This window comes from Pseudooceanicola sp. (assembly GCF_029213205.1).
Classification (GTDB): domain Bacteria; phylum Pseudomonadota; class Alphaproteobacteria; order Rhodobacterales; family Rhodobacteraceae; genus Pseudooceanicola.
Genome location: NZ_JARGNH010000013.1, coordinates 1 through 25,464 on the forward strand (window position 1 = coordinate 1; position 25,464 = coordinate 25,464).

Annotated in this window: 29 protein-coding genes and 3 riboswitches; of the genes, 4 read left to right on the forward strand and 25 right to left on the reverse strand. The window is 64.3% G+C overall.

Features of this window, described 5'->3' with window-relative positions:
* From gcvPA to P1U48_RS11105, 6 genes are all read right to left on the reverse strand, one after another.
* Positions 1 to 1,807 (reverse strand): aminomethyl-transferring glycine dehydrogenase subunit GcvPA (gene gcvPA / locus P1U48_RS11080; protein WP_301069046.1); only part of this gene is annotated, 1,807 nt, incomplete at its 3' end.
* A gap of 32 nt (positions 1,808 to 1,839) precedes the next feature.
* A complete protein-coding gene (locus P1U48_RS11085; RefSeq protein WP_301069047.1) occupies positions 1,840 to 2,328 on the reverse strand; it encodes an SRPBCC domain-containing protein in 489 nt (162 codons plus the stop codon).
* The gene (locus tag P1U48_RS11090) at positions 2,325 to 2,687 is read right to left on the reverse strand and encodes a VOC family protein (RefSeq protein ID WP_301069048.1); all 363 of its coding nucleotides are present in this window, start codon (positions 2,685 to 2,687) and stop codon (positions 2,325 to 2,327) included. Before P1U48_RS11090 ends, P1U48_RS11085 begins: the two co-directional genes overlap by 4 nt.
* Before the next feature lie 4 nt (positions 2,688 to 2,691).
* Positions 2,692 to 3,051 (reverse strand): glycine cleavage system protein GcvH, encoded by a 360-nt coding sequence (gene gcvH, locus P1U48_RS11095; RefSeq protein WP_301069049.1) that lies wholly within the window; start codon positions 3,049 to 3,051, stop codon positions 2,692 to 2,694.
* A gap of 43 nt (positions 3,052 to 3,094) precedes the next feature.
* On the reverse strand, positions 3,095 to 4,216 hold the full coding sequence (gene gcvT, locus P1U48_RS11100) for a glycine cleavage system aminomethyltransferase GcvT (protein ID WP_301069050.1): 1,122 nt from the start codon (positions 4,214 to 4,216) through the stop codon (positions 3,095 to 3,097).
* 88 nt (positions 4,217 to 4,304) lie between these two features.
* A riboswitch (glycine riboswitch) is annotated at positions 4,305 to 4,369 on the reverse strand.
* Positions 4,370 to 4,372: 3 nt separating this feature from the next.
* Positions 4,373 to 4,458: riboswitch (glycine riboswitch) on the reverse strand.
* A gap of 33 nt (positions 4,459 to 4,491) precedes the next feature.
* Positions 4,492 to 4,953: an Rrf2 family transcriptional regulator gene (locus tag P1U48_RS11105; RefSeq protein ID WP_301069051.1), complete on the reverse strand. Its 462-nt coding sequence runs from the start codon at positions 4,951 to 4,953 to the stop codon at positions 4,492 to 4,494.
* 54 nt (positions 4,954 to 5,007) lie between these two features.
* On the opposite strand from P1U48_RS11105, the gene P1U48_RS11110 reads away from it, so the two are divergent.
* Positions 5,008 to 5,607, forward strand: a complete 600-nt coding sequence (locus P1U48_RS11110; protein ID WP_301069052.1) for a gamma-glutamylcyclotransferase family protein — start codon at positions 5,008 to 5,010, stop codon at positions 5,605 to 5,607.
* A 3-nt stretch (positions 5,608 to 5,610) separates the two neighbouring features.
* On the opposite strand, the gene P1U48_RS11115 is transcribed toward P1U48_RS11110, so the two are convergent.
* From P1U48_RS11115 to P1U48_RS11170, 12 genes are all read right to left on the reverse strand, one after another.
* Positions 5,611 to 6,267, reverse strand: coding sequence for a phosphoribosylanthranilate isomerase (locus tag P1U48_RS11115; RefSeq protein ID WP_301069053.1), 657 nt, complete (start codon positions 6,265 to 6,267; stop codon positions 5,611 to 5,613).
* A gap of 16 nt (positions 6,268 to 6,283) precedes the next feature.
* Positions 6,284 to 6,625, reverse strand: a complete 342-nt coding sequence (locus P1U48_RS11120) for a LapA family protein (RefSeq protein WP_301069054.1) — start codon at positions 6,623 to 6,625, stop codon at positions 6,284 to 6,286.
* A gap of 4 nt (positions 6,626 to 6,629) precedes the next feature.
* Positions 6,630 to 6,914, reverse strand: a complete 285-nt coding sequence (ihfB, locus tag P1U48_RS11125; RefSeq protein WP_301069056.1) for an integration host factor subunit beta — start codon at positions 6,912 to 6,914, stop codon at positions 6,630 to 6,632.
* A 306-nt stretch (positions 6,915 to 7,220) separates the two neighbouring features.
* Entirely contained in the window at positions 7,221 to 8,927 is a 1,707-nt protein-coding gene (gene rpsA / locus P1U48_RS11130) for a 30S ribosomal protein S1 (RefSeq protein ID WP_301069142.1), read from the reverse strand.
* A gap of 198 nt (positions 8,928 to 9,125) precedes the next feature.
* Positions 9,126 to 9,860, reverse strand: coding sequence for an SDR family oxidoreductase (locus tag P1U48_RS11135; RefSeq protein WP_301069057.1), 735 nt, complete (start codon positions 9,858 to 9,860; stop codon positions 9,126 to 9,128).
* Entirely contained in the window at positions 9,857 to 11,182 is a 1,326-nt protein-coding gene (locus tag P1U48_RS11140; protein WP_301069058.1) for an FAD-binding oxidoreductase, read from the reverse strand. Before P1U48_RS11140 ends, P1U48_RS11135 begins: the two co-directional genes overlap by 4 nt.
* A gap of 10 nt (positions 11,183 to 11,192) precedes the next feature.
* On the reverse strand, positions 11,193 to 11,558 hold the full coding sequence (locus tag P1U48_RS11145) for a GtrA family protein (RefSeq protein WP_301069059.1): 366 nt from the start codon (positions 11,556 to 11,558) through the stop codon (positions 11,193 to 11,195).
* A complete protein-coding gene (locus tag P1U48_RS11150; protein ID WP_301069060.1) occupies positions 11,555 to 12,895 on the reverse strand; it encodes a UbiA family prenyltransferase in 1,341 nt (446 codons plus the stop codon). The genes P1U48_RS11145 and P1U48_RS11150 overlap by 4 nt, the downstream gene beginning before the upstream one ends.
* A 102-nt stretch (positions 12,896 to 12,997) precedes the next feature.
* Positions 12,998 to 13,636 carry a (d)CMP kinase gene (locus tag P1U48_RS11155; protein ID WP_301069061.1) on the reverse strand — a complete coding sequence of 213 codons (639 nt, stop codon included), beginning with the start codon at positions 13,634 to 13,636 and terminating at the stop codon, positions 12,998 to 13,000.
* Complete coding sequence (locus P1U48_RS11160) at positions 13,633 to 14,151, reverse strand: hypothetical protein (RefSeq protein ID WP_301069062.1); 519 nt, start codon at positions 14,149 to 14,151, stop codon at positions 13,633 to 13,635. The genes P1U48_RS11155 and P1U48_RS11160 overlap by 4 nt, the downstream gene beginning before the upstream one ends.
* The gene (gene aroA / locus P1U48_RS11165; RefSeq protein WP_301069143.1) at positions 14,148 to 15,500 is read right to left on the reverse strand and encodes a 3-phosphoshikimate 1-carboxyvinyltransferase; all 1,353 of its coding nucleotides are present in this window, start codon (positions 15,498 to 15,500) and stop codon (positions 14,148 to 14,150) included. Before aroA ends, P1U48_RS11160 begins: the two co-directional genes overlap by 4 nt.
* A 106-nt stretch (positions 15,501 to 15,606) precedes the next feature.
* Complete coding sequence (locus P1U48_RS11170) at positions 15,607 to 16,320, reverse strand: tRNA (guanine(46)-N(7))-methyltransferase TrmB (protein WP_301069063.1); 714 nt, start codon at positions 16,318 to 16,320, stop codon at positions 15,607 to 15,609.
* 95 nt (positions 16,321 to 16,415) lie between these two features.
* Here P1U48_RS11170 and P1U48_RS11175 point away from each other — a divergent pair, with 95 nt between their 5' ends.
* On the forward strand, positions 16,416 to 17,225 hold the full coding sequence (locus tag P1U48_RS11175; RefSeq protein ID WP_301069064.1) for a M90 family metallopeptidase: 810 nt from the start codon (positions 16,416 to 16,418) through the stop codon (positions 17,223 to 17,225).
* Positions 17,226 to 17,256: 31 nt separating this feature from the next.
* Here P1U48_RS11175 and metK read toward each other — a convergent pair whose 3' ends face one another.
* The 4 genes from metK to ybeY all read right to left on the reverse strand — a co-directional run bounded on the left by metK (position 17,257) and on the right by ybeY (position 21,565).
* The gene (gene metK, locus P1U48_RS11180; RefSeq protein WP_301069065.1) at positions 17,257 to 18,438 is read right to left on the reverse strand and encodes a methionine adenosyltransferase; all 1,182 of its coding nucleotides are present in this window, start codon (positions 18,436 to 18,438) and stop codon (positions 17,257 to 17,259) included.
* Between the two features lie 6 nt (positions 18,439 to 18,444).
* A riboswitch (SAM-SAH riboswitch) is annotated at positions 18,445 to 18,493 on the reverse strand.
* A 32-nt stretch (positions 18,494 to 18,525) separates the two neighbouring features.
* The gene (lnt, locus tag P1U48_RS11185; RefSeq protein ID WP_301069066.1) at positions 18,526 to 20,082 is read right to left on the reverse strand and encodes an apolipoprotein N-acyltransferase; all 1,557 of its coding nucleotides are present in this window, start codon (positions 20,080 to 20,082) and stop codon (positions 18,526 to 18,528) included.
* A complete protein-coding gene (locus P1U48_RS11190) occupies positions 20,075 to 21,025 on the reverse strand; it encodes a hemolysin family protein (RefSeq protein WP_301069068.1) in 951 nt (316 codons plus the stop codon). Before P1U48_RS11190 ends, lnt begins: the two co-directional genes overlap by 8 nt.
* Positions 21,026 to 21,064: 39 nt before the next feature.
* The gene (ybeY, locus tag P1U48_RS11195) at positions 21,065 to 21,565 is read right to left on the reverse strand and encodes an rRNA maturation RNase YbeY (RefSeq protein WP_301069069.1); all 501 of its coding nucleotides are present in this window, start codon (positions 21,563 to 21,565) and stop codon (positions 21,065 to 21,067) included.
* 107 nt (positions 21,566 to 21,672) lie between these two features.
* Between ybeY and P1U48_RS11200 the strand changes: the two genes are divergently transcribed.
* Both P1U48_RS11200 and P1U48_RS11205 read left to right on the forward strand, forming a co-directional pair.
* On the forward strand, positions 21,673 to 22,476 hold the full coding sequence (locus P1U48_RS11200) for a hypothetical protein (protein ID WP_301069070.1): 804 nt from the start codon (positions 21,673 to 21,675) through the stop codon (positions 22,474 to 22,476).
* Between the two features lie 2 nt (positions 22,477 to 22,478).
* Complete coding sequence (locus P1U48_RS11205; RefSeq protein ID WP_301069071.1) at positions 22,479 to 23,132, forward strand: Fe2+-dependent dioxygenase; 654 nt, start codon at positions 22,479 to 22,481, stop codon at positions 23,130 to 23,132.
* A 15-nt stretch (positions 23,133 to 23,147) separates the two neighbouring features.
* Here the strand turns inward: P1U48_RS11205 and P1U48_RS11210 are convergent, their stop codons facing one another.
* The 3 genes from P1U48_RS11210 to P1U48_RS11220 form a co-directional block, all read right to left on the reverse strand.
* Entirely contained in the window at positions 23,148 to 24,155 is a 1,008-nt protein-coding gene (locus tag P1U48_RS11210) for a PhoH family protein (RefSeq protein ID WP_301069072.1), read from the reverse strand.
* A gap of 149 nt (positions 24,156 to 24,304) precedes the next feature.
* A complete protein-coding gene (locus tag P1U48_RS11215) occupies positions 24,305 to 24,664 on the reverse strand; it encodes a hypothetical protein (RefSeq protein ID WP_301069073.1) in 360 nt (119 codons plus the stop codon).
* A gap of 14 nt (positions 24,665 to 24,678) precedes the next feature.
* Positions 24,679 to 25,170 (reverse strand): OmpA family protein, encoded by a 492-nt coding sequence (locus tag P1U48_RS11220; protein WP_301069144.1) that lies wholly within the window; start codon positions 25,168 to 25,170, stop codon positions 24,679 to 24,681.
* Between the last annotated feature and the right edge of the window lie 294 nt (positions 25,171 to 25,464).

Consider the following 25,464-nt stretch of genomic DNA (forward strand, 5'->3'; position numbering starts at 1 on the left):
CCGAGGCCGGGTTGGTGCCATGGGCCGAGGTCGGGATCAGGCAGACATTGCGATGCGCCGCGCCATTGGCCGCGTGAAATCCCGCGATGCTCAACAGCCCGGCATATTCGCCCTGGGCGCCGGAATTGGGCTGCATCGAGAACGCCGCATAGCCGGTGACATCGCAGAGCTTGGCTGAGAGGTCATTGATCATTTCAGCATAGCCCTGCGCCTGATCGGGCGGGCAGAACGGATGCAGTGCGGCGAATTCATCCCAGGACACCGGGATCATCTCGGTCGCGGCATTCAGCTTCATCGTGCAGGAGCCGAGCGGGATCATCGCCCGGTCCAGCGCCAGATCACGATCCGACAGGCGGCGCATATAGCGCATCATTTCGGTCTCGGCCCGGTTCATGTGAAAGATATCGTGGGTCAGGTAATCGCTTTCGCGCACCAGCGCCTCGGGCAGGTCATAGACCGGATCGGTCGCCGCCTTGCGGTCGCTGACGCCAAAGGCGCGCCAGACCGATTCGATCACCGCCGGGGTGGTGCATTCGTCCAGCGAAATGCCGATCCTGGTGTCGCCGACCCGGCGCAGGTTGATCCCCTCTTCGCGTGCCGATTTCAGGATCGTCGCCTGAAATGGGCCGACATCGACCGTCAGCGTGTCGAACACCCGTTTCGGGAACACATCGAACCCCGCAGCGCGCAGGCCCGCCGCCATATCCACCGTCTGGGCATGCACCCGCTGCGCAATGGCCTTGAGCCCCTTTGGCCCGTGAAACACCGCGTACATCGAGGCCATGACTGCCAGCAGCGCCTGTGCGGTGCAGACATTCGACGTCGCTTTTTCGCGGCGGATATGCTGTTCGCGGGTCTGCAGCGCCAGCCGGTAGGCGCGGTTGCCGCGCGCGTCGATGCTGACCCCGACCAGACGGCCCGGCATGCTGCGCTTCAACTCGTCCTTGCAGGCCATATAGGCGGCATGCGGGCCGCCATAGCCGACCGGCACCCCGAAGCGCTGGGTCGAGCCGACGGCGATATCGGCGCCCATGGCGCCGGGTTCCTTGAGCACGCAGAGCGCCAGCGGATCGGCGATGACGATGCCGATGGCCCTGGCCGCGTGCAACGCCTGCATCTGCGGCGCGAAATCGCGCAGCACGCCATTGCTGCCGGGATACTGGAACACCGCGCCGAACACCGCTTCGGCATCGAGGTCCGAGGGCCGTCCGATAATGATCTCGATCCCCAGCGGTTTCGCCCGGGTGCGGATCACTGCGATATTCTGCGGATGCAGCGCCTCGTCGACAAAGAAGGCCGTCGCCTTCGACTTGGCCGAGCGTTGCGCCATCGTCATCGCCTCGGCCGCCGCTGTCGCCTCGTCCAGCAGCGAGGCATTGGCAATCGGCAGGCCGGTGAGGTCGGAAATCATCGTCTGGTAATTCAGCAGCGCCTCAAGCCGCCCTTGCGAAATCTCGGGCTGATAGGGGGTGTAGGCGGTGTACCAGGCCGGGTTTTCAAAGATGTTCCGCTTGATCGCCGGGGGCGTGATCGTGGCGTGATAGCCCTGGCCGATCAGCGAGGTCAGCACCTTGTTCTTTTTCGACACCGCCCGCATGTGGACCAGCAATTCCTGTTCCGACATCGGCGCCCCGAAATCCAGCGGATCGTCCTGGCGGATGCCCTGCGGCACGGTGTCGTCGATCAGCGCCTCAAGGTTGGCCGCCCCGACCACCTTGAGCATCTGCGCCATTTCCGCCGGAGATGGGCCGATGTGACGACGGTTGGCAAAATCATAGGGCTGATAATCGGTGGGCGCGAATGTCATGAAAGCTCCTGTAGGGCGGATAATCCGGGGGGTCAGACTTTGCTGACCGGTTTCATAACCCGGGCGAGATTGGCGAGCAGGGCGGTAACCCCGGATTTGTGATCCTCAATCGCCATTCCCTCCGGGATGTCTTCGGTTTCGACGACAACCCTTGTGTGTGGGCCGATGGGTTCATAGGTCCAGGTGCTGCGCATCGGCACCTCGAACCCCGGCTGATCGGTCAGAAACGTGACCTCCAGTCGCAACCGATCCGGGGCCGAGATTTCAGCGAAACGCATGCGAACCGAGGTGTGATCGACGCCGGTTTTGGCCCAGGGATCAGCCTGGCCATAGTTGAAAACCAGCGCCAGGGTGCTGCCCTCGCGGAACTCGAAACTCTCGATATCGAGGCTGAGCCCGACAGGCGGCAGCCATCGCGCCAGCAGGTCGCTGTCGGCCCAGGCGGCAAAGACATCTGCCTGTGGCGCTTCAATCAGACGTTCGATCCGGGCGGATCGGGCAGGGCGGGGATCATCATTCATGTCGGCCTCATATGGGTCAGAACATTAATCAGATGGCCCGCCGGATCGCGGACATGGAAGCGGCGGACGCCCCAGGGTTCCTCAACCGGCCCGTATTCCGGGGCGATGCCCAGCTGCGCCGCCCGGGCGATGGCAACCTCAAGGTCGTCAGCCTCGATCGACAATGCGGGCACCGGGGTGCCCGACCCTCCTTCGCTGGCCAGCGACAGCTGCGTAGACTGCTGGCCGCCGGATGCGGCCAGCGTCACGATAAAGCCCATGTCCATCGCCACATCGACCCCAAACAGATCGCGATAAAAGCCCGACAGCTGTGCCGGGTCATCGCAGGTCAGATTGGGCACGATGCGCAGGACAGTCATCGGATCACGCGATCATGTCCTTATACTGTGCTTCGGACAGGTAATCATCCATTTGCGACAGATCGTCGGGCTTGATCTTAAAGAACCAGGCATCGCCCAACGGATCGTCATTGACCGCGCCGGGATTGTCGACCAGCGCCGCATTCACCTCGACGATCTCGCCGTCCAGTGGCGCCAGGATGTCGGAGGCGGCCTTGACGCTTTCGATCACCACGCATTCGTCATCCTTGCTGACCGTGGTGCCGACCTCGGGCAATTCGACAAAGACGATGTCGCCCAGTTGCTCGGCGGCATGTTCGGTGATTCCGACGACGATCAGATCGTCCTCGGCGCGGAGCCATTCGTGTTCTTCGGTATACTTCATCGGGCTTCTCTCTGGCTTGTCTAGGGTTTTCTGGGTCAGGTTGTCAGCGTTTGAAACGTGCGGGAACAAAGGGAAGTGTGGCCACCCGGGCCGGCAGGCGCTTGCCGCGCACTTCACCAAGGATTTCGGTGCCGGGCGTGGCCAGATCAACAGGCAGATAGCCCATCGACATCGGCGCGCCAAGCGTCGGACCGAAGGCGCCCGAGGTCACCGCGCCGATCGGCTCGGCGGCCTCAGCATCGGCAAACAGCGGCGTGCCTTCGCGCATCGGGGCGCGGCCTTCGGGCAGCAGCCCGACCCGCAGCCGCGACGCACCGGCGTCCAATTCCGACAGGATCCGTCCGGCACCGGGAAAGCCGCCGGCCCGGTCGCCACCGCTGCGGCGAACCTTCTGGATCGCCCAGGCCAGCCCGGCCTCGACCGGCGAAACCTCGGCGTCCATGTCATGGCCATAAAGGCACAGCCCGGCCTCAAGCCGCAGGCTGTCGCGGGCGCCCAGCCCGATCGGCAGCACCCGCTCATCCACCAGCAGCGCCCGCACCAGCGCCTCGGCCCTGTCCGCAGGAACCGAGATTTCGAACCCGTCCTCGCCGGTATAGCCCGACCGCGACACCCAGCAATCCGCGCCGAGGATATCCAGCGTCAGCACATCCATGAATCGCATCTGCGCCACCGCCGGGGCCAGCCTGGCCAATGCCGCCTCGGCCTGCGGTCCCTGCAGGGCGACCAGGGCGCGGTCGGTGACCTCGGTGATCTCGATGCCGCTGAGATGGGCACGCAGATGCGCCAGATCCGCCTGCTTGCAGGCGGCGTTGACCACCAGGAACAGGTGGTCGCCGCGGTTGGCCAGCATCAGATCATCCAGAATCCCGCCCGCATCATTGGTGAAAAAGCCATAGCGCTGACGCCCCGGTGCCAGGTCGGCGATGTTGACCGGGATCAGCGCCTCAAGTGCGTGCGCAATCGCCGGATAGTTGTCGCCACGCAGGATCACCTGGCCCATATGCGACACGTCGAACAGGCCCGCAGCGTCGCGGCAGTGGATATGTTCCTTCATCACCCCGGGCGCATATTGCACCGGCATGTCGTAACCAGCAAAGGCGACCATCCGGGCGCCAAGTTCCAGGTGCAGCCCATGCAATGGGGTTTTCAAAAGCCCGGTCATCATCCCTCCGTAGGGTTGTGCCGGGGCCGATAGGACCGGAACCGGCATTACATATACGCGCGGATCGTTCCGCGCGCTGCAATGCCCCCTCTGTCCCTTCGCCTGAGAACGCTATCCCTTCGGCGGACGCATCAGCTGCGCCTCTCTCCAGAGTTCCTTGTCGAAACGGTCCATGGGCCTGAGAGTTTCCGGGGCGGTTGCTCCTTCGGCACCGGCATTGCCGGTTCTCCCGTATCGATACCGTGATGATTACCAACCGGGCGGGTCGATGCAAGTCAAACCGGTGCGGACCGGTCGTGGCGGGTGTCGGTTGCCAGAAGGCTCAGCAGGGGGGTATTGCCGTGAACCAGCTGATCCAGGGTCACCTCGTCCATCTTTGCATAGAAGGCCTCTGTCGCGTCGGCGATGGCTCGGCGCAGCAGGCAGGCGGCAATCAGCGGACAGGTGTTGTCGGTCTCGCTGAAGCATTCGGCGACCGGCACTGCGGCTTCGATGGCCCGAAACACCGCACCGACCTGGATATCCGCAGCCTCGCGCGCCAGGGTCATGCCGCCGTTGCGGCCCCTCTGGGTGTGCAGAAAACCAAGCTGCCCCAGCCGGTTGATCACCTGTGCCAGATGGTTTTCGGAAATGTTGCAGCACTGGGCGATTTCCGCCTTGGTGACCAGCCGATCAGCATTCGCGGCGCAATACATCAGCACTCGCATGGAAATGTTGGTTCTTTTGGTCAGGCGCATCAGTGACCTCTGTTCTGAAGACCTAAAAGCTGACAAGAAATAACATCTAATGACATGACACAGATCAAAAGTGGCGGTATGGACCCTTTCTTTTTCGGCTATGGTTCGCTGGTGAACCGGGCAACCCATGATTATCCCGAGGCGCAACCGGCGCGGGCGCGCGGCTGGCGGCGGACATGGCGCCATATCGCCGGGCGCCGGGCGGCGGTGCTGGCGGCGATTCCCGACCCTGACAGCGTGATCGACGGGCTGATCGCGGCGGTGCCCGCTGCCGACTGGCAGGCGCTGGACCGGCGCGAAGAGGCCTATGACCGGGTCGAAGCCGCCGGGCAGATCGACCATGCGATGGGCCCCGACACCCAGGTTGCGATCTACACGATTCCTGTCGCCAAGCATCCGCCCGCGCCACAGAAGCAGCCGGTGCTGCTGTCCTATCTGGATGTGGTGATCGCGGGCTATCTACGCGAATTCGACGCCGATGCTGCCCTGCGGTTCTTTGACACCACCGACGGCTGGGGCACGGTGCTGGATGACCGCGCCGATCCGATCTATCCGCGCCATCAAAGGTTGAGCCGCAGCGACCACGATTTCGTCGATCAGGCACTGGTGCGACACGGGGTGCCGCGGGTGAACCGCAGCGATGTCGGATTCTGAGCGTCAGCCCGTCGCCGCGTCACCAGAGGCGGCGGCGGCAAACCTGCGGATCAGTTCCGCGTCCTTGACCCCGCGCGCCGATTCGACACCGGAGGCAACATCGACCTGGCGCGCGCCAGTCCGGCGGATCGCCTCGGCGACGTTCTCCGGGGTCAGGCCACCGGACAGCATCCAGGGCCGGGCCCAATATTTGCGACCCGCAAGCAATTGCCAATCAAAAGTCAGCCCGTTGCCGCCCGGCAAGTCACCGTCAGGTGGCGGTTTGGCGTCAATCAACAGCTGATCGGCCACCGCCTCATAAAGCGGGATAGCGGCCAGATCGGCGGCCTCGGCGATGCCGATGGCCTTGATCACCGGCAGGCCATAGCGGGCGCGCACCGCCGCCACCCGCTCAGGGCTTTCCGATCCGTGCAGCTGAAGCATGTCGAGCGGCACCGCATCGGTCAGCCGGTCCAGCAGCGCGTCATCCGCATCGACGCTGAGCGCGACCTTGGCGACCCCGGGCGGCACCTCCAGCGCCAGGGCGCGGGCCGCCTCGAATGTGACATAGCGCGGTGATTTGGAGAAAAAGTTGAATCCGACATAGCGCACCCCGGCCTCGGCACAGGTGCGGATGTCTTCGGCGCGGCGCAGGCCGCAGATTTTCACTGAGACGGTCATGATCGGCGGCTCCGGCCTATTCCAGCAGCGCCAGAACCTCATCCTTGCCCTTGTGCTTTTCGCCCTTCAGGCGGCGCACTTCGCGTTCCAGCTTGCCCGCCTGCTTGGCGTGGCGGCGCGCCTCCGAGCGGTGCTTGTATTCGCGCAGCCATTCCCAGACGAACCCGATCAGCAGCCCGGCGAGGATACCGAGAAAGATCACCACGAACAGCGGCAGTTCAATCGCGGTGTTCATGCCGACGATCCGCGACAGCCCGTCCGGCAGCAGCGTCAGCGTCGCCATCTGGCGATTCGCCAGAGCGACAGAAATGAGCCCCGCCGCAAGAGCCACGAGGAAGGCGTAGCGCAGGTAACGCATCAGATCATGCCTTTCCGTTCAGCCGGTCGCGCAACAATTTCCCGGTTTTGAAAAATGGAACGTATTTTTCTTCAACCTCGACAGATTCGCCGGTGCGCGGATTGCGCCCCAATCTGGCATCGCGTTTCTTTACTGAAAATGCGCCGAAACCGCGCAGTTCAACCCGATCACCATTTGCCATCGCCTTGATGATCTCATCAAAGATCGTATTCACGATCCTTTCAACATCGCGTTGATATAGATGAGGGTTTTCCTCAGCGACAATCTGAATCAATTCCGAACGGATCATCGGCAAAAGCACTCCCCAGGGCTTGCTAAGAACTTCGTTTGCAGCAGTGATGACTATAGAAAATTTGTTTCAGCGCGGAAACACTTAGATAGGTGCTATCCACCGAGAATTCATGAGATTCCGGCAGGTCGCGCAATATTTCCAGGCATCGAGCCGCCAGGATCTGCTCTGAAACCTCATCGGGCTGGGGTGCGGGGCGATGCCGCGACGCAGCGCAGACCGCATTGATTCGGGTCAAAAAAACAGGGCCCCGGCAGTTCCGCCGGGGCCCCGATTCATGTCTTCAGACGCAATCGCGAGAGGCGATCAATCGTCGCCTTTCAGCGCCGCGCCGAGGATATCGCCAAGCGACGCACCCGAGTCCGAGGACCCGTATTGTTGCACGGCCTCTTTCTCTTCGGCAATTTCGCGCGCCTTGATCGACAGACCCAGACGATGCGATTTGCTGTCCACATTGGTGACCCGCGCATCGACCTTGTCGCCGATCGAAAAACGCTCGGGGCGTTGATCGGACCGGTCGCGCGACAGATCAGAGCGGCGAATGAAGGATTTCATGCCTTCATATTCCACTTCGATGCCGCCGTCTTCGATGGCGGTGACGTTCACGGTGATCACCGATCCCCGTTTCACGCCGCCAACCGCATCAGCGAATTTGTCGCCGCCGACGTTCTTGATCGAAAGCGAAATCCGCTCTTTGTCGGTGTCGACTTCGGAAACGACCGCCTGAACCATATCGCCCTTGCGATAGTTCTGGATCGCGTCCTCACCCCGTTCGTCCCAGCTGAGGTCGGACAGGTGGACCATGCCGTCGATGTCGCCGTCGAGGCCAACGAACAGACCGAATTCGGTGATGTTCTTGACTTCGCCTTCGACAACCGTGCCCTCGGGATAGGTTTCCGCGAAAACCTCCCACGGGTTGCGCATGGTCTGTTTCAGACCCAGAGACACCCGGCGTTTCGCCTGATCGATCTCCAGCACCATGACTTCGACTTCCTGGCTGGTCGAAACGATCTTGCCCGGATGGACGTTCTTCTTGGTCCAGGACATTTCGCTGACGTGGACCAGGCCTTCGACGCCCGGCTCAAGCTCAACAAACGCGCCGTAATCGGTGATGTTGGTCACCCGGCCCTGATGGGTCGAATCCAGCGGGTATTTGGCAGCGACGAGGTTCCAGGGATCCTCTTGCAGCTGTTTCATGCCCAGGCTGATACGGTGGGTTTCCTTGTTGATCTTGATGACCTGAACCTTGACGGTCTCGCCAATCGACAGGATTTCCGACGGGTGGTTGACCCGGCGCCAGGCCATGTCGGTGACGTGCAGCAGGCCATCGACACCGCCGAGGTCCACAAAGGCCCCGTATTCGGTGATGTTCTTGACCACGCCGTCGACAGTCTGACCTTCGGTCAGGTTGCCAATGACTTCGGCACGCTGTTCGGCACGGCTTTCTTCCAGGATGGCGCGGCGCGACACAACGATGTTGCCCCGGCGACGGTCCATTTTCAGGATTTGGAACGGCTGTTTCAGACCCATCAGCGGGCCGGCGTCGCGCACCGGGCGGACGTCAACCTGGCTGCCGGGAAGGAAGGCAACCGCACCGCCCAGATCGACGGTAAAGCCACCCTTGACCCGACCAAAGATCGCGCCTTCGACGCGCGCGTCGTCTGCGTAGGCTTTTTCCAGGCGGTCCCAGGCTTCTTCGCGGCGGGCCATTTCACGGGAAATAACCGCTTCACCGCGCGAGTTTTCTGCCGAGCGCAGGAAAACCTCGACTTCGTCACCGACCGACAGGTCGGGCGCTTCGCCGGGGCTTGCAAATTCTTTGAGATCGACGCGGCCTTCCATTTTATAGCCGACATCGATGATGGCTTGGCCCGCTTCGATTGCGATGACCTTGCCTTTGACGACAGAGCCCTCATCGGGCGTGTCCATTTCGAGGCTTTCGTTCAGGAGGGCTTCGAATTCCTCCATAGATGCGTTCATAGCCATGTGGCTTTCGATATCCTTTGTTTCGATTTTTCTGGCCGCGCGGTTGTCTCCGCCGGTCTTGGGGTTTGGTCACTGAGCACCCGCAAACAAAACAGGGCCGGTTCGTCCCGACCCTCTGCTCGTGTTTTCGTTGCGGCGTTTGCGCCTTGTCGACGCGCGCGTCATACGGGGCGGGGCCGCGAATTGCAAGCCGCCTGAGCGATGATCACCCGCGCGCGGGCGGGTTCAGATCGAGGTTTTCTTGAAAATTGCCTCGGGAATCGCCTTGATCACCCTCATCACCAGCCACCAGATTGGTTTCACATAGATCACGTTGCGCTTGTTCTGGATGGCGCGGCGGATCGCCTGACCCACGGCATCCGGCTGCGCGGTCAGCCTTTCCGGCAGGTCCAGCCCTTGGGTCATGCGGGTGGCGACAAAGCCGGGTTTGACCGTCACCACATGCACACCCTGTTTCGCCAGCCGGTTCCTGAGGCCGGAGAGATAGGCGGTGAACCCGGCCTTGGCGGCGCCATAGATATAGTTCGATGCCCGCCCCCGGTCGCCCGCGACCGAGGAAATGCCGACCAGAGTGCCGCTGCCCCGCGCCGCCATGCGATTGGCAAAGACCGCCATCAGGATCGCCGGCCCCTCGAAATTGGCGCGCATCACCTGCACGGCGCTGGCGTGATCCTCTTCGTCCCTGACCTGCTCACCCAGCGCCCCGATGGCGCAGATGACGATGCCGGGTTCGGGGTGCAGCCCGGCGGCGAAATCTTCGTGGCCCGCAGTCGCCAGCGCGTCGATCTCATGCAGGCTGACCTCGACCGAATGGCGCAGGGCCAGGTCGGTGCGCGCCGCCTCCAGCCCGGCGACATGGCGCGCAGTCAGCTGGATCGGATGGCCCTCGGCGGCCAGGGCATGGGCCGCCGCCAGCCCGATATCCGAGCGTCCACCCAGAATCAGAACCGTATCTTTCACAGATTCAACCTTTCCGATTGGGCCGAGGCAAAGGCGCCCGTCAGTCCGTATTTGTTGCGTATTTCGGCAAATTCCGCCACCCGCCTATCCGCGTGGCGCAGGGTCTCTGCCGACAGGCGGCTGTCCTTGGTCAGGTAGAACCGCCCGCCATGATCGACGGTGATCGCGTCCAGCTCGCGCAGCAGCGCCAGCGTCCGGTCATTCACCGGGAAATCCAGCGCCAATGTGTAGCCCTCCATCGGAAAGGCAAAGGGGCTGTCCTGCGGACCCAGCCGTTTCAGCACCGCCAGAAACGATCCCTGTCCGGACTCGGAAATCGCACCGAGCAGATCGTGCAACCCGTCGCGGGCCGATTGCAGCGGGATCACGCATTGAAACTGGGCAAACCCGGCGCGACCATAGATCCGATTCCAGTCGAGGATCGCGTCGAGCGGATAGAAATAGCTGTCCCAATCGACCAGCGCCCGGCCGGCATGGCGGCGGCCGTTCCAGTGATAGAGCCGGTTGAACGCCCGCAGGGTGAACCGGTTCAGCGCCGCAGCGGGCGCATCCATCGGCACCCGGCGACGACGGCGCGGTGGCACATGGAAGGGGCGGTGGCGTTTGTCCGATGGCAGATCATCCCGCGCGGCGTGTTCGCCCAGCATCACCAGCGACCGGCCCAGCGCCGCACCGCGACCGAGGCAATCGAACCAGGCCACCGAATAGGCGGCGTCGGTGTCTTCCAGAACTGCCATTGCCTCGCCCAGATTGGCGCAGGCGATGGTGTCTTGCTGAATCCAGCCGCTGGTCACCTTTTGCAGGCGGAACCCGGCACGCAGGATCACCCCGGTCAGGCCCATCGCCCCGGGTGTCCAGCGGAACAGGTCCGGATTGCTGTTGGCATCGGCGCGGATCACCTGGCCATCGGCGCCCATCAGTTCGATCCAGTCGAGATGGTTGGAAAAGCCGCCGGCGTGGCGGTGGTTCTTGCCATGCACATCCGAGGCGATGCAGCCGCCAATGGTCACCAACTTGGTCCCCGGTGTCACCGCCGGAAACCAGCCACGCGGCAGAAAGGCGGTGATGATATCGCCAAGGAGGACGCCGGCCTCGGTCACGACCTGACCGGTGGCAGGATCAAAGTCGTGCAGCTGGTTCATTGCCCGCATGTCGATGGTGCCCGCCGGTTGCAGCGCCGAATCGCCATAGGCGCGGCCATTGCCCCGGGCGATCACCGGGCCCTGCACCAAAGCGGCGCGCAGGGCCGCTTCGTCACGCGGCTGGCTCAACTCGCAGTCCAGCACCGGATACCGGCCCCAGCCCGACAGGCTCTGACTCATGCCGCCAGCCTCATGCTGCCGGCGCCGATTGCGAGAACACAAAGCGGCGGTCGAGCCGGTATTTCACCGCATAGCCGATCAGCCAGAACGCGGTTTCGCTGACCCTGAAGATCGCCGTGGTCGCCACCCCCATCAGGGAATAGAGCGAAAACCGGCGCCCATGCGCGGCCAGCCCAGTCGCCCGGTCGCCAAATATCCAGCGTTTGTCGAGGATGTATTTCACCACCAGGCCAGTCCCGGTGCCGACAATCAGCGCGCCGCTATAGCCAAGCAGAGAGGCGTCGAGCGACAGCAGCACCCGCTGCATGCTGAGATTGGCCAGCACCGCCAGACAGGCAAACCCGGAATGGCGCAGAACCAGCGTTGTCAGTGTCACAGCAGGCTGCCCGCACTGAAAATTCCGAGGACGACAATGAACAGCAGCTGGCTGACCCGGTCACGGGCGGCAAAGACCACCGGATCGTCATGCATCCGGCCCCGGTGGGTGATGAACACGATCCGGCTGAGCCAATAGAGCAGCACCGCGCAGATTCCCCAGAGCATCTCAGGCTTGGAGTAAAGCTCGCGCACTTCCGGTGAATGCACATAAAGCGCCATCACCATCACCGAAACATAACCCGCCGCCAGGGCCATCATCGACACCAGGGGCAGGTCGTCGACACGATAGCCACGCCGCGCCATCTTGCGCCCGGTGGCCAGCCCATCGACCAGTTCGGCCTGACGTTTCACTGCGGCGAGGGAAAAGAAGAAAAAGATCGAAAAGGCCAGCAGCCAGACCGAAAGCCCGATACCGGTCGCGGCGCCCCCGGCGACGATGCGCAGCGCATAGAGCCCGGCCAGAGTGCAGATGTCGATGATCGGGCGCTCCTTCAAGGCAAAGGAATAGAGGGTGGTCAGCGCGTAATACCCGGCCAGAACCGCCAGAAACACCGGCCCCAGCGCGGTGCCCACCGCCGCCCCCAGGGCCAGCAGCCCCAGCGCCATCCAGGTGCCATAGCTTAGCGGCAGCGCGCCGCTGGCAAAGGGGCGGTTGCGCTTGCGCGGATGCGCCCGGTCAGCCGCCAAATCCAGCAAATCGTTCAGCAGATAGACGCTGGAGGCGACCATGCTGAAGGCGACAAAGGCCAGCACCGCCTGAAACAGGGTGACCAGTTCCAGCGCATGTCCGGCCAGCAGCGGCACAAAGATCAGCCCGTTCTTGGCCCATTGATGCGGGCGCAGCGCCTTGAGCATCGGCAGGACCAGATCGGCCCGGCTCCTGGGGGCCGGAACGGTGTGCGATTCAATATGATCAAAACCTTCGGCGCCAAAGCGGGAATCCAGCAATTCGGCGCGCTCGTCTTCGGGGACCGATCCATGCACCTCGTCAAAGAGATCAAGATGCCGGGCCACCGCCTCGGCAAAGCCCTGATCGGCGCCGGTCACCAGCACCACCCGCAGCCCTTGCCGCCGCCAGGCCCTGAGCGCGGCAATCCGGCTTTCCTGAAACGGCAGGTGGCTGACATCGACCCGTTTCGGCAGCGGTCGGGTCTGCCCGAGCAGCACCATCGCGTGGCTCAGCCCATGCACCGCGAACCCGGCCCAGAACGCTTCGAGCCGCAGATCGCCGGTTATCAATTCGTCAAGATCACAGATCAGAACGCGCCGATTGACCGCCACATCGGGCAGCGCGGTGGCGTCGTCCATCAACGTCAGGGTTGCGTGTTTGTTCATGCTGCTCGATCCTCCACCCCGATGTGTACCCACCGGTTGTGGCATTGAGAGGGCAGGATACCGGTCAAGTCGTGACCGGACAACGCCCCCGGGTCGGGCCGCTCAACTCCGTGGCAACTGTGCCGCAACCGCGGCAATCGCCGCCGCCACCGCCTGCTCGATCGCCATGTCCGAGGTGTCCAGGGTCAGCGCATCCGCCGCCGCCAGCATCGGCGCCGCGTCGCGGCCCGCGTCACGGGCGTCACGGGCGCGCAGATCGGCCAGAACGTCGGCCCGGGTCACCTCGATGCCGTTGCCGCACAGCTCCAGGTAGCGCCGCTCGGCCCGCACCTCGTCACCGGCGGTGACAAAGAGCTTCACCTCGGCCTCTGGGCAGATCACCGTGCCGATGTCGCGCCCGTCCAGCACCGCGCCCCCGGCGCGACGGGCGAAGTCGCGCTGAAACTCGACCAGCGCCGCACGCACTTCGGGGATCGCGGCAACCCGGCTGGCCGCCTGCGCCACCTCGGGATTGCGCAGCCCATCGGCCTGCAGATCCTCAGGCCGCAGCGCCCGCGCCGCCGCCTCAGGCGCGGTGCCATCCAGCACCCGCCGCCCGCAGGCGCGATAGATCAGCCCGGTGTCGAGATGGGCAAAGCCGAAATGCGCCGCGACGGCCTTGGATATCGTGCCCTTGCCCGCCGCCGCCGGCCCGTCGATGGCCACGGTAAAGGCCCCGTTGTATGATGTTGCGCCCGTCATTTCCGTCGCCTCCATGCCATGAACAATCCGCCCAGCAGCGCCAGCCAGACCAGCGAGGTGCCCAGCGATTTGATCAAGGTAAACCGGTTGGCGGTCGCAATCGTCGCATCGCTGAGCGTGCCGGGATCCGCTGTCAACAGCGCCGCCACCGCCGCATTTTCCGAATAATCCCCCAAAGTTGCCGCCAGGATCACCGCCAGCAACACAAACCGGACCCGCCCGCCGAACAGCAGCAGCACCGCCGCCCCCATCCACAGCGCATTGGCCGCCGGAAACCAGAAATCCAGCCGCTGCTGCAGCCCCAGGTAGGTCGCCCGGCCCTGTTGTGACAAGGCCGCCAGATAGGCCCGTGCCTCAGCCGCATCATAGCCCAGCGGGCGCACATCAAACGGGCGCAGCGCCTCGGGCCCGGCCAGAAGCGCCGGCAGGGTCAGCGTGGCCATCGCTGCATAAAGCGCCCCGGCGGCGACAAAGCTCAGCCCGAAGACCAGCCAAAGCGCCCACCGTCGGCTCATGTCTCGACCCGTTCGATCTTTGCACCAAGGCCGCGCATCAATGGCTCGAACACCGGGAATGAGGTGGCGATCGGGCCGCCGTCATCGACGCTGACCGGCGCTTGTGCGGCCAGACCCAGGCACAGGAACGACATTGCGATCCGGTGATCGAGACGGCTCTCCACCGTCGCGCCGCCGGGCACGCCGCCGGGGCCGCGCCCCTCGACGGCCCACCAATCCGCGCCGTCCTCAACGCTGACGCCACAGGCGCGCAACCCTACGGCCATCGCGTCGATCCGGTCGCTTTCCTTGACCCGCAATTCCTTGACCCCGGCCATCAGGGTGCGCCCCTCGGCGCAGGCGGCGACCACCGACAGGATCGGGTATTCGTCGATCATGCTGGCGGCGCGCTCCGGCGGCACCTCGATGCCTTTCATCGCCGGGGAGAACCGGGCGCGCAGATCGGCCACCGGCTCGCCGCCCTCTTCGCGCGGGTTCTCATAGGTCAGATCGGCGCCCATCTCGCGCAGGGTTTCGAACAGGCCGGCACGGGTCGGGTTCAGGCCGATATTGGGCACCAGCACGTCCGAGCCTTCGGTGATCAGCGCCGCGCAGACCGGAAAGGCGGCGCTTGAGGGATCGCGTGGCACATCGACAACCTGTCCGACCAGCTCCGGCTGTCCGACCAGGGTGATCACCCGGCCGTCGGCGCTGTCCTCGACATTGAGCGTGGCGCCAAAGCCGCGCAGCATCCGCTCGGAATGATCGCGTGTCGCCTCGCGTTCGATCACCACGGTTTCGCCCGGGGCGTTCAGCCCGGCCAGCAGCACCGCCGATTTCACCTGCGCCGAGGGCACCGGCGTCGCATAGCGCACCGGCACCGGCGACTCGGCGCCAACAATGGTCATCGGCAGGCGCCCGCTGCGGCGGCCAAAGGCGCGTGCCCCGAACAGCGCCAGCGGGTCGGTGATCCGCGCCATCGGGCGGCCATTCAGGCTGGCATCGCCGGTAAAGGTCGCGCTGATTGGCGAGGTCGCCATGCAGCCCATGATCAGCCGCACCCCGGTGCCGGAATTGCCGCAATCGATCACCTGCTCTGGTTCGGCAAAGCCGCCGACGCCAACCCCCTGCACCGTCCAGGCGCCCGGTCCCTGCTGCGTCACCTCGGCGCCAAAGGCGCGCATCGCCGCGGCGGTGTCGAGCACATCCTGTCCTTCCAGCAACCCGGTGATCCGGGTCTCGCCAATTGACAGCGCCCCCAGGATCAGCGCCCGGTGGCTGATCGATTTGTCCCCCGGCACCTCGGCCACGCCCTGCAGCGGGGCGCCCCCGTGGGCGATCATCGGAACCGGATTACCATGCGTCGCCATCGGAACTCTCCCTGCCATTGCCCCGGCCTGATAACCCAGCAAGGCGGTCACGTCCATCGCGGCGCCGGGGCTTCATCTTGCCAAAAATATTCCCCCCGGAGGGGCGCTATCCGTCGCGCCGGAAGGTCAGGTAATGCGGCACCCGGCCGGCGCGCAGCGCCTTTTGCTCGTAGCGGGTCGAATGCCAGTCAGCCCAAGGGCGGCGCCAATCCTCAGGCCCCTCGGCCAGCCAGGTGAAGCCCTGGCGCGGCACCTCTTCCAGCGTCTGGCGGACATAATCGGCGATGTCGGTCGCCACCCGGAATTCCGCGCCCGGTTTCAGCACCCGCGCCAGCGGCGCCAGATGTTCGGGGGTCACGAACCGGCGCCGGTGATGGCGCGCCTTGGGCCAGGGATCGGGATAGAGCAGAAAGGCCTTGGCGATACTGGCCTCGGGCAGCACGTCGAACAGATCGCGGGCGTCGCCGGGATGTACCCGCAGGTTGTCCACCCCCGCCTGCCGGATCTTGCCCAGCAGCATCGCGACGCCATTGATATAAGGCTCGGCGCCGATGATCCCGACCTCCGGGTGCAACCCGGCCTGATGCACCAGATGCTCGCCGCCGCCAAAGCCGATTTCAAGCCAGACCTCGCGGCCATCAAACAGCGCCGCCAGATCCAGCGGCCTGCGCTCCGGGTTGACCTCCCAATCCACCGGCCCGGGCGACAATGCCGCCAGATCCTGATCGAGATAGGCCTCCTGCGACTTGCGCAGATGCTTGCCCTTGTAACGGCCATAGAAATTGCGCCAGGGGGCGCCAGAGGGGTGCTGATCTGTCATCCCGCCGGTTTAGTGGCCCCGCCCGGCGCCGACAAGATGCGCTGCGGCGCATAAATCCGCTACCACGGGATTTGCGTCCGGTGTAGATGGCGCGGATGTGGATTGTCCTTCTGCTATTGCTTCTCGGCGCGAGCCTGGTTGCCTATCGGGCCTGGTCGAAACGCCGCGCCCGGGCCCGGCTGTTGGCCACCGCGCTGTCAGCGGAGCAGCGCGCCATCGTCGAAACCTCGGTGCCGCTGACCCGCAGGCTTCCGACCGAACTGCGCGGCAAACTGGACGGCAAGATCACTCTGTTTCTGGATCAGATCGAGTTCATCGGTTGCAACGGCCTGGAGGTGACTGAGGACATCGAACTGTCGATCGCGGCGCAGGCCTGCCTGCTGGTGGTGAACACCGACACCTGGTTCAGCAATCTTCGCACCATCCTGGTCTATCCCGGCGCTTTCAAGTCGCGGCGCAAGGAACAAAATGGCTATGTGGTGACCGAACGCGAAACCGTGCGCACCGGGGAAAGCTGGGCACGCGGGCCGGTGATCCTGTCCTGGGCGGATGCCGCGCAGGGCGCCGAAGACACGGCGGATGGCCACAACGTGGTGTTTCACGAATTCGCCCATCAGATCGACGACCTGTCGGGCCGCACCGATGGCATCCCTGTCCTGAACAGGGGCCAGAGCCTGGCCGAATGGCACCGTGTCATCGGCGGCGCCTTTCACCGGCATGTCGGCAAGGTCGAACACGGCCACAGGGCCGTGTTTGATGCCTATGGCGCGGTCGCGCCCGAGGAATTCTTTGCGGTTGCGGTCGAGGTGTTCTTTGAACAACCGACGCGGCTCGCCCACGAGGAACCCGAGGTCTATCGCCAACTGGCAGCACTTTTCCGGCTTGACCCGGCAACCTGGGATTGACCCGTCAAAGCGCCGCCACTTGCCGGAAAGTTCAGACCGCCTTTTTCAGCGCCTCGATCAGATCGGTTTTCTCCCAGGAAAATCCGCCATCGGCATCCGGGGCCCGGCCGAAATGGCCATAGGCGGCGGTGCGCTGGTAGATCGGCTTGTTCATCTGCAGATGCTCGCGAATGCCACGCGGGGTCAGGTCCATCACCTGCGCCACGGCGCGCTCGATCTCGGCCTCGTCGACCTCGCCGGTGCCATGGGTGTCGGCATAGATCGACAGCGGTCTCGAGATGCCGATCGCATAGGACAGCTGGATCGTGCAGCGTTCGGCCATCCCGGCTGCGACCACATTCTTGGCCAGATAGCGCGCCGCATAGGCGGCCGAGCGATCCACCTTGGTCGGATCCTTGCCGGAAAACGCGCCACCGCCATGCGGGGCAGCGCCGCCATAGGTGTCGACGATGATCTTGCGTCCGGTCAGACCGGCATCGCCATCCGGGCCGCCGATGACAAAAGTGCCGGTCGGGTTCACCCACCATTCGGTGTTGGCGGTGATCCAGCCGTCGGGCAGCACTTGGCGGATATAGGGTTCGACGATGGCGCGGATGTCTTCGCTGGACTGGCCTTCATCGGCATGTTGGGTCGACAGCACCAACTGCGTCACCTCGACCGGCTTGCCGCCCTCATAGCGCAGGCTCAGCTGGCTTTTGGCATCCGGGCGCAGGCTCGGCTCTTCACCGCTTTTGCGGGCCTCGGCCAGGCGGCGCAGGATCGCATGAGAATATTGGATCGGCGCCGGCATCAGCGCCTCGGTCTCGGTGGTGGCATGGCCGAACATGATGCCCTGATCGCCGGCACCCTCGTCCTTGTTGTCGCGGGCGTTCACACCCTGGGCAATATGGGCGGATTGTTCGTGCAGCAGGTTGGTGACCTTGACGGTCTGCCAGTGGAACTTGTCCTGCTCATAGCCGATGTCGCGGATGCAGTCGCGGGCGATGCCTTCGATCCGGCCCATCATCTCGGTCAGCTTGGCTGAATCAGACAGCCCGATTTCGCCACCGATCACCACCCGGTTGGTGGTGGCAAAGGTCTCGCAGGCGACGCGGGCCTGCGGTTCTTCGGTCAGCAGCGCGTCGAGCACCGCATCCGAGATCCGGTCACAGACCTTGTCCGGATGCCCCTCGGAAACGGATTCCGAGGTGAAGATGTAATTCTTGCGAGTCATGAAGAGCGCTCCATTGGGTTTAACCCGTCACGCCAGGAAGCCGTTGTGACGGGATTTCGCCCAACTAGTCTCAGCCAATGGGCAAGGTCAATGCCCTGGGGCGCGCAATTGCCGCCAGCCTTGCAGCGCGGCAACAAGCAGGCCAAGCCCGGCGAGCAGCGCCACCGGCCAGCTGCCGGTTCGGGAAAACAGCGTCGGTGCGGCGGCATTGGGGCGCGGCAGGTCGAGGTATCCAGTCTGCCCGAGCGGGATCGAGCCGAGGATCCGGCCATCCGCCGCGATCATCGCCGAGACCCCGGTATTGGCCACCCGCACCATCGGCAGCCCCTGTTCCACCGCCCGCAGCCGTGCCTGGGCGAGATGCTGAAACGGCCCGGAAAAGCCGCCAAACCAGGCGTCATTGGTGATCTGTAACAGCAGATCGGGCCGCTCCAGCGCGGCGGAAATGTCGCGCGGGAACACCGCCTCATAGCAGATCAGCGGCAGGGCACGACCGGCGCGACCGAGATCGACCAACAATGGCCCAGCCCCGGCGGCAAAGCCGGAATAGCGGGCAACCAACGGCGACAGGCCGAGCCGCGAGAGCAACCCGCCGAGCGGCAGATATTCGCCAAACGGCACCAGATGATGCTTGTCATAGACATCAGCGATCTGGCCATCTGGGGCGATCACCGCCAGAGAATTGTAATAGGCGCCGTCTTCGCGCCGTTCGATGCCGATGACGCTGAGCGCGCCACCCGCCTGACCGCCAATCGCCTGCATCAGCCCTGGCGCGGTTTCCAGAAACGCCGGGACGGCGGTTTCCGGCCATATTATCACATCCGGCACCGGACTCGCGGCGGAATAGGCCAGCATCCGGTCGAGAAACACCGGGATCATCCGCGGATCCCATTTCTCGTTCTGGGCGGCATTGGGCTGCATCAGCCGCAGGATCGGCGCATCGGCAGCGGTCGCGGGCGGGCGCGGCGCGAACAGCGGGGCGGTCAGGAACAGCCCTGCCGCAACCAGTGCCAGCGGTGCCCCGGCTGCCAACGGTCGTGCGGGCAGCAGCGACAGCCCGGCGGCCAGCGCCAGCGCCAGCAGGGTCAGCCCATCAGGCCCGACCCAGGCCGCCAGCGGCAGCAGCGGCGAGGCGATCAGGACATGGCCGATCAGCGCCCAGGGGAAGCCGGTCAGCACATAGCCGCGCAGCAGTTCCGCCAGCGTCAGTGCGGCGACGATGGCGACCAGGCGCAGCGCCCCGCGCGGGGCCAGCAGATGCGCTAGACCGGCGGCCAGGCCCCAGAACAGCGCCAGCCCCCCGGCCAGGAAAATCAACGCAAACGGCGCCATCCAGCCGTGGCGGGCGATATCGACCAGGAACGGCTCGACGATCCAGTGCAGGGCCAGGGCGAAGTAGCCTGCGCCCGCCGCCCAGCCGATCCAGATCGCATCGGCCCGGCCGCTGGCCCGTGCCAGCAGCCAGACCAGGGCCGCCAGCGCCAGCAGCGCCAGTGGCCAGAGGTTGAACGGGGCCAGCCCCATCGCCGCCAGCGCCCCGACAGCGGCCGCCAGCAGCGCCATTTTCGGACGCGGCGGTGCCAGCCGTTGCCGCAGGCTGCGGCGCGGCGGGTTGGTCGGCGCCGGGATCGGGCTGTCAGCCATTCGCGGCGGTGGCATGGAGGCGCACCCGCAGGCGCTTGATCCGGCGCGGATCGGCGTCGATCACCTCGAATTCATGGCCCGCCGGGTGTTCCACCACCTCGCCGCGCGCCGGAACCCGACCCGAGAGCATGAACACCAGCCCGCCGAGCGTGTCGATTTCCTCTTCGTCGACGCTGTCATGATCGGTCAGTGACACCCCGGACTCGGCCTCGAACTCGTCCAGCGGCGTCTTGGCGTAGACCAGCCAGCTGCCGGATGGCTCGTGAGTCCAGAGCGCACCCTCTTCGATGTCATGCTCATCTTCGATCTGGCCGATCACCTGTTCGATCAGATCCTCGATGGTCACCAGCCCGTCAACACCGCCATATTCGTCGATTACCAGCGCCATATGCCGCCGCTCTTGCTGCATCTTTTGCAGCAACACGCCGATTGGCATCGACGGTGGCACGAACAGCAGCGGGCGCAGCAGCGCCTTGAGCGAATAGCGTCCGCCGCCGGGGCCATTGAACCCGTGCTTCAGCGCGAAATCCTTGAGATGGACAAAGCCGATGGGGGTGTCGAGCGTGTCTTGATAGACCGGCACCCGGGTCATCCCGGAATCGCGGAACACCTTCACCAGATCGTCGCGGGTGATGGTCGATGGCACCGCCACGATATCGGCCTTGGGGATCGAGACATCCTCGACCCGCATCCGGCGCAGGTTGCCCATGCCATGGGCCGGGCGCAGCGTTGGCGCCGGTGTGGCCAGATGCGCGGCTTCGGGCACAGAGGTGCCGCGGCGCGCGAAAAGGCGGGAAAGAAAGCTGCGGCGCGGTGCCGGTGCGGGTGTTGCATCGGGCAGCTTGGACGGCGCTGAATTCGGCGCCGGTGCCGCTGGTGTCGTCTGGCCTTGCGGCAGCGCGCCTTGCGCTGCGGTCAAAGACCCGTCGGTGGTGTCGCCCATCTGTCCTTTCCATCATGCCGGGCGCGGAATTTCCGGCAGTCACGCATTTTGTTCTTCATATGGGTCCGATAGGCCCATCTCGGCAAGTATGGCGGATTCCAGACGCTCCATTAAAGTGGCATCTTCGTCACGCTCGTGATCATACCCTAGCAAATGCAATGTCGCGTGTACGATCAGATGGGTCACATGCTGATCAAAGGGCTTGTCCGCCGCCGCGGCCTCATTCCGACAGGTGTCATAGGCAATGGCGATATCGCCCAGCTCGGCCTCCTGCGGCGCAGGCGGGCGCGGGCTGGCGCCGGGCGTCCGGGCGCCGCGTTCTTCAGAGGGCCAGCTCAGCACATTGGTCGGTGCCGGTTTGCCGCGAAAATCGGCATTCAGCGCGGCGATCCGGCTGTCATTGCAAGCCAGCAGCGAAATCTCGAAATGTTCGGGATCAAGACGCAGATGCGTCAGCGCCGTCCGGCTCGCCGCATCGGCGAGGGCCTGCAAACCCGCATCGCGCCAGCGCGCGTCCTCGATCATCAAATCAACTGCCATGCCCGGGGAATAGTCGCTTTCCGCCGCCGCGCAACTACAAAACTGACTTGACCGTTCGGAGAAACCCTTTTATCTGACAGAAACACTCGTCTTTATAGGCCCCGATCATGAGCACCTCATCCAATCGCCGGAGCCGCAGCGTGACCCCGCGCCGCTGGGTCGCAGCCACCGCCGCCAGCCTGGCCATCTTGCAACCCGCCCTCATCGCCGGTTTCCACCCGACACCCCTGCACGCCAGCGAAAGCGGTGAAGCGGGCGAAGCCGGAGAGGCGGGCCTGCCGCCGACCGACGGGCCTGCGGCGTTCCTCACCCACCTTGGCTATTTCGAGGGCACCTACCGTATCATCGCCACCGCCTATCTGGCTGGTCAGCGCGGTCTGGCCCGTGAGCATCTGGACCTGTCGCACCACGCATTTTACGAAGATATCGAAGAAGAGCTGGCGGCAAACCACGCGCCCGGTTTCGAAGATCTGGCCGCAGCCTTTGCCGCCAAAATCAATGCCGATGCCCCCGATGCCGAGGTTGAGGGCGCCTATCGCGCCCTGATGAATGCTGTCACCAGCGCGGCGGAGGCCACGGGCGCCACGGCCTACCAGCAGCTCATCGCGCTACATCGGCTGATGCTGCTTGCCGCTTCGGAATACCAGGGCGGAGTCGGTGACGGCACCGTTGAAATGGCGATTGAATATCGCGACAGCTGGGGCTTTTATTCCAGCGCCAAGGCGCGCGCGGAACATTTCGCCGCAGGCGGTGACGCCACGCTGGCCGCCGCCGCAGCGGATGTTCTGCGCCGGATGGATGGGCTAGATGCGCTTTATCCTGGCCTGACCGCACAGACCGCCGCCGCCGATCCGTCGCCGCTGGCGGTGGCCGCAGGCTGGATCGAAATCATCGCGTTACGGACCCGCTGACCATGCCGGTGGTGCTCAGCGATCTCCTGTCCTCGGCTGAAACCGAGGTTCTGCACGCCGCCGCGCTGGACCTCGACTTTGCCGATGGCGCGGGTACCGCGGGCAGCCTGGCCCGTGGGGTCAAGGACAACCTCCAGGCCGTCGATTCCCCCGCCTCCGCCGCGCTGCTGGACAAGGTGCAGGCCGCATTGCTGCGGCATCCGCTGTTTCAGGCCCTGTGCTATCCCAAGGGCTTTGCCCGGATGTTGGTGTCGTGCACCGAAGGCGGCGGTCGCTACGGCGAGCACGTCGACAATGCGGTGATGGCGGGGATGCGGGCGGATGTCTCGTTCACCCTGTTCCTGACCCCGACCGATGACTATGACGGCGGCGCCCTGACCATCAGCGATCACACCGAAGACCGCAGCTTTCGACTCAACCCCGGTGAGATGATTGTCTATCCGTCAAACACCCTGCACCGGGTCGATCCGGTCACCCGCGGCCGCCGCCTGGCAATCGTTGGCTGGGTGTCCAGCTGGGTCGCTGATCCGCGCGGGCGTGAGGTCCTTTTCGACCTCTGGCAAGCGATGGCGGCGGCCGAGGCGGGCGGGGATCTGGATCAGGCGCGCCGTATCTCCAAGGCTCGGTCGAACCTGCTGCGGATGTGGGCGGCCTGAGCCGCACCTCCGGGTCTACCCCTTGGCTTCATAAGCCTCGATTATCGCCGCGACCAGCGGGTGCCGGACCACGTCCTTGGCGCTGAAATAGTTGAAGCTGACGCCCTCGACGGTGTCCAGAATACGCTCCGCATCGGCTAGGCCCGAGGGCATGCCACGTGGCAGATCGACCTGGGTGCGGTCGCCGGTGATCACCATGCGTGACCCTTCGCCAAGCCGGGTCAGGAACATCTTCATCTGCATGGTGGTGGCGTTCTGCGCCTCATCCAGCACCACAAAGGCATTGGCCAGGGTGCGCCCGCGCATAAAGGCCAGCGGTGCGATTTCGATCCGCTTTTCCTCATACATCTTTTGCAGCTGCTTGGCGGGCAGGAAATCGTTCAGCGCGTCATAGAGCGGCTGCATATAGGGATCGACCTTGTCCTTCATGTCGCCGGGCAGATAGCCCAGCTTTTCGCCCGCCTCGACGGCGGGACGCGACAGGATGATCCGGTCAACATGGCCTTCGATGAACATCGACACGCCAACCGCCACCGCCAGATAGGTCTTGCCGGTGCCCGCCGGGCCGATGCCGAACGCCAACTCATTGGCGAACAAGGACCGGACATAGGCCTTTTGCGCCTCGGTGCGCGGCTCGATCATCTTCTTGCGGGTCTTGATCTCGACCGGGCCGGAGCCAAACATCTCGAATTGATTGCCATCGCGCGAAGGCCGGGTCGGTTCGGGGGCGAACATGCGCAATTCGCGGTCGATGTCGGCCAGCCCGACCTCGCGCCCGGCTTCCAGCCTGGAATAGAGCGATTTCAGCAGCGAGATGGCCTGATCGGCACTGGCTTTTTCGCCCATTGCCACCAGGTGATTGCCGCGTCTCAGGATCTGCACCGACAGCTTCTTCTCGATCTCGGCGAGGTTCCTGTCGTATTCGCCACAGAGGGCGATCAGCAGGAAATTGTCAGGAAAATCGACCTGTGCCTCGGTCAGCGGGGCGTCAGGGGTGAGCGGGGGCAGCGTGTTGATGGCCAAACAACTCTCCTAGCTGAAGGGTGTGAGTTCAGGGTGCATTGGGGCGGGGAAGGGCGCAAGCGGAATTGCCTGAACCCGTCCCCCGAAACGAAAAGGTGCCGCAAGCGTGTTCGCTGTCGGCACCTTTGTGCAGATATGTTCGACCGGTGTCACGTCGACGAGCCGGAGACGTTTCCGATCGGCTGACCTTTGGCGTTTCGCGTCGGGTCAGGAATGAACGTGCCCTTCTTGAACGGGCCGTTGGCGGTGTTCGGCGCACCGGCGGTGCCGGAACAAACCGGTTTGCCATAGGGATCGAGACGCGCCGACAGATAGCCTTCGAGGCCATCGTCGATGATCCAGTGGTCACAGCCATTCGGGTCGACCCAGATCCCGGCTTTCATCGTGCTCAGATGGTGGTTGTTGATGCCGTAATCGATACTCTTGTCGCCCGGCACGTTGCCCGGGTGGCCACATGCGGCCAATGCGCCGATGATGACCAGGCCTGCGGTGGTCTTGATGATGCTCATCGATCTGGTCCCTCTCAGCGAATGCAGATGATTTCGACGCGACGGTTCTTGGCCATGCCCGCGCGGGTGCTGTTCGACGCGGCCGGCATGCGTTCACCATAGCCGCGCACGTCAGCGATGCGCGCGCCGCTCGATTTGGCGACCCGGGCCACAGCATTGGCACGGTTATAGCTGAGCCGCATGTTGTATTCGTCGCTGGCCCGGCTGTCGGTGTGACCGGCAATGATAAAGGCCGACGCGGTGGTGGTTTTGAAGAATTGCGTCAGGCGCTGCTGGTTGGCCGGCGAGATGTAATATTTGTCGGTGGCAAAGAATTGATCGGCCTCCATCACGCCGCAGACATTGCCGCGACGGCAGACCGGAATCCCCTGACGGTTGGTGTGCGGGGTCATATAGCCCTCGGCACCATCGTCCATCGCCCAATGCTCACAGCCATCCGGGTCAACCCAGATTGTCGGCACATAGGGCTCGCTCTGCGCTGCAGCCGCCCCGGCCGAGGCAAGCATTGCGATTACCGCTGCGGCAGCGGCTCCAGCCAGGCTGGACATCGTTTTGGAAATCAGCTTCGCCACGTCCGTATTCCTTTGTCGTTCCCCCGAGGTCCCAGTTCCCGGACGGTCAAAACCGCCCCCGACCCCGCAAAATGTGGATAAGTCTGCTGTGCACTTTATCTGGTTATGCCACAAAGTGAAGCGCATTTCACCATATATTGTAGCCAATAAGGTAACACTTCCCAGATTTCCGGTGGATTGTTATCTAATCCACACGGATTTGGACCGCGATCGGCGGTACCGGAACGA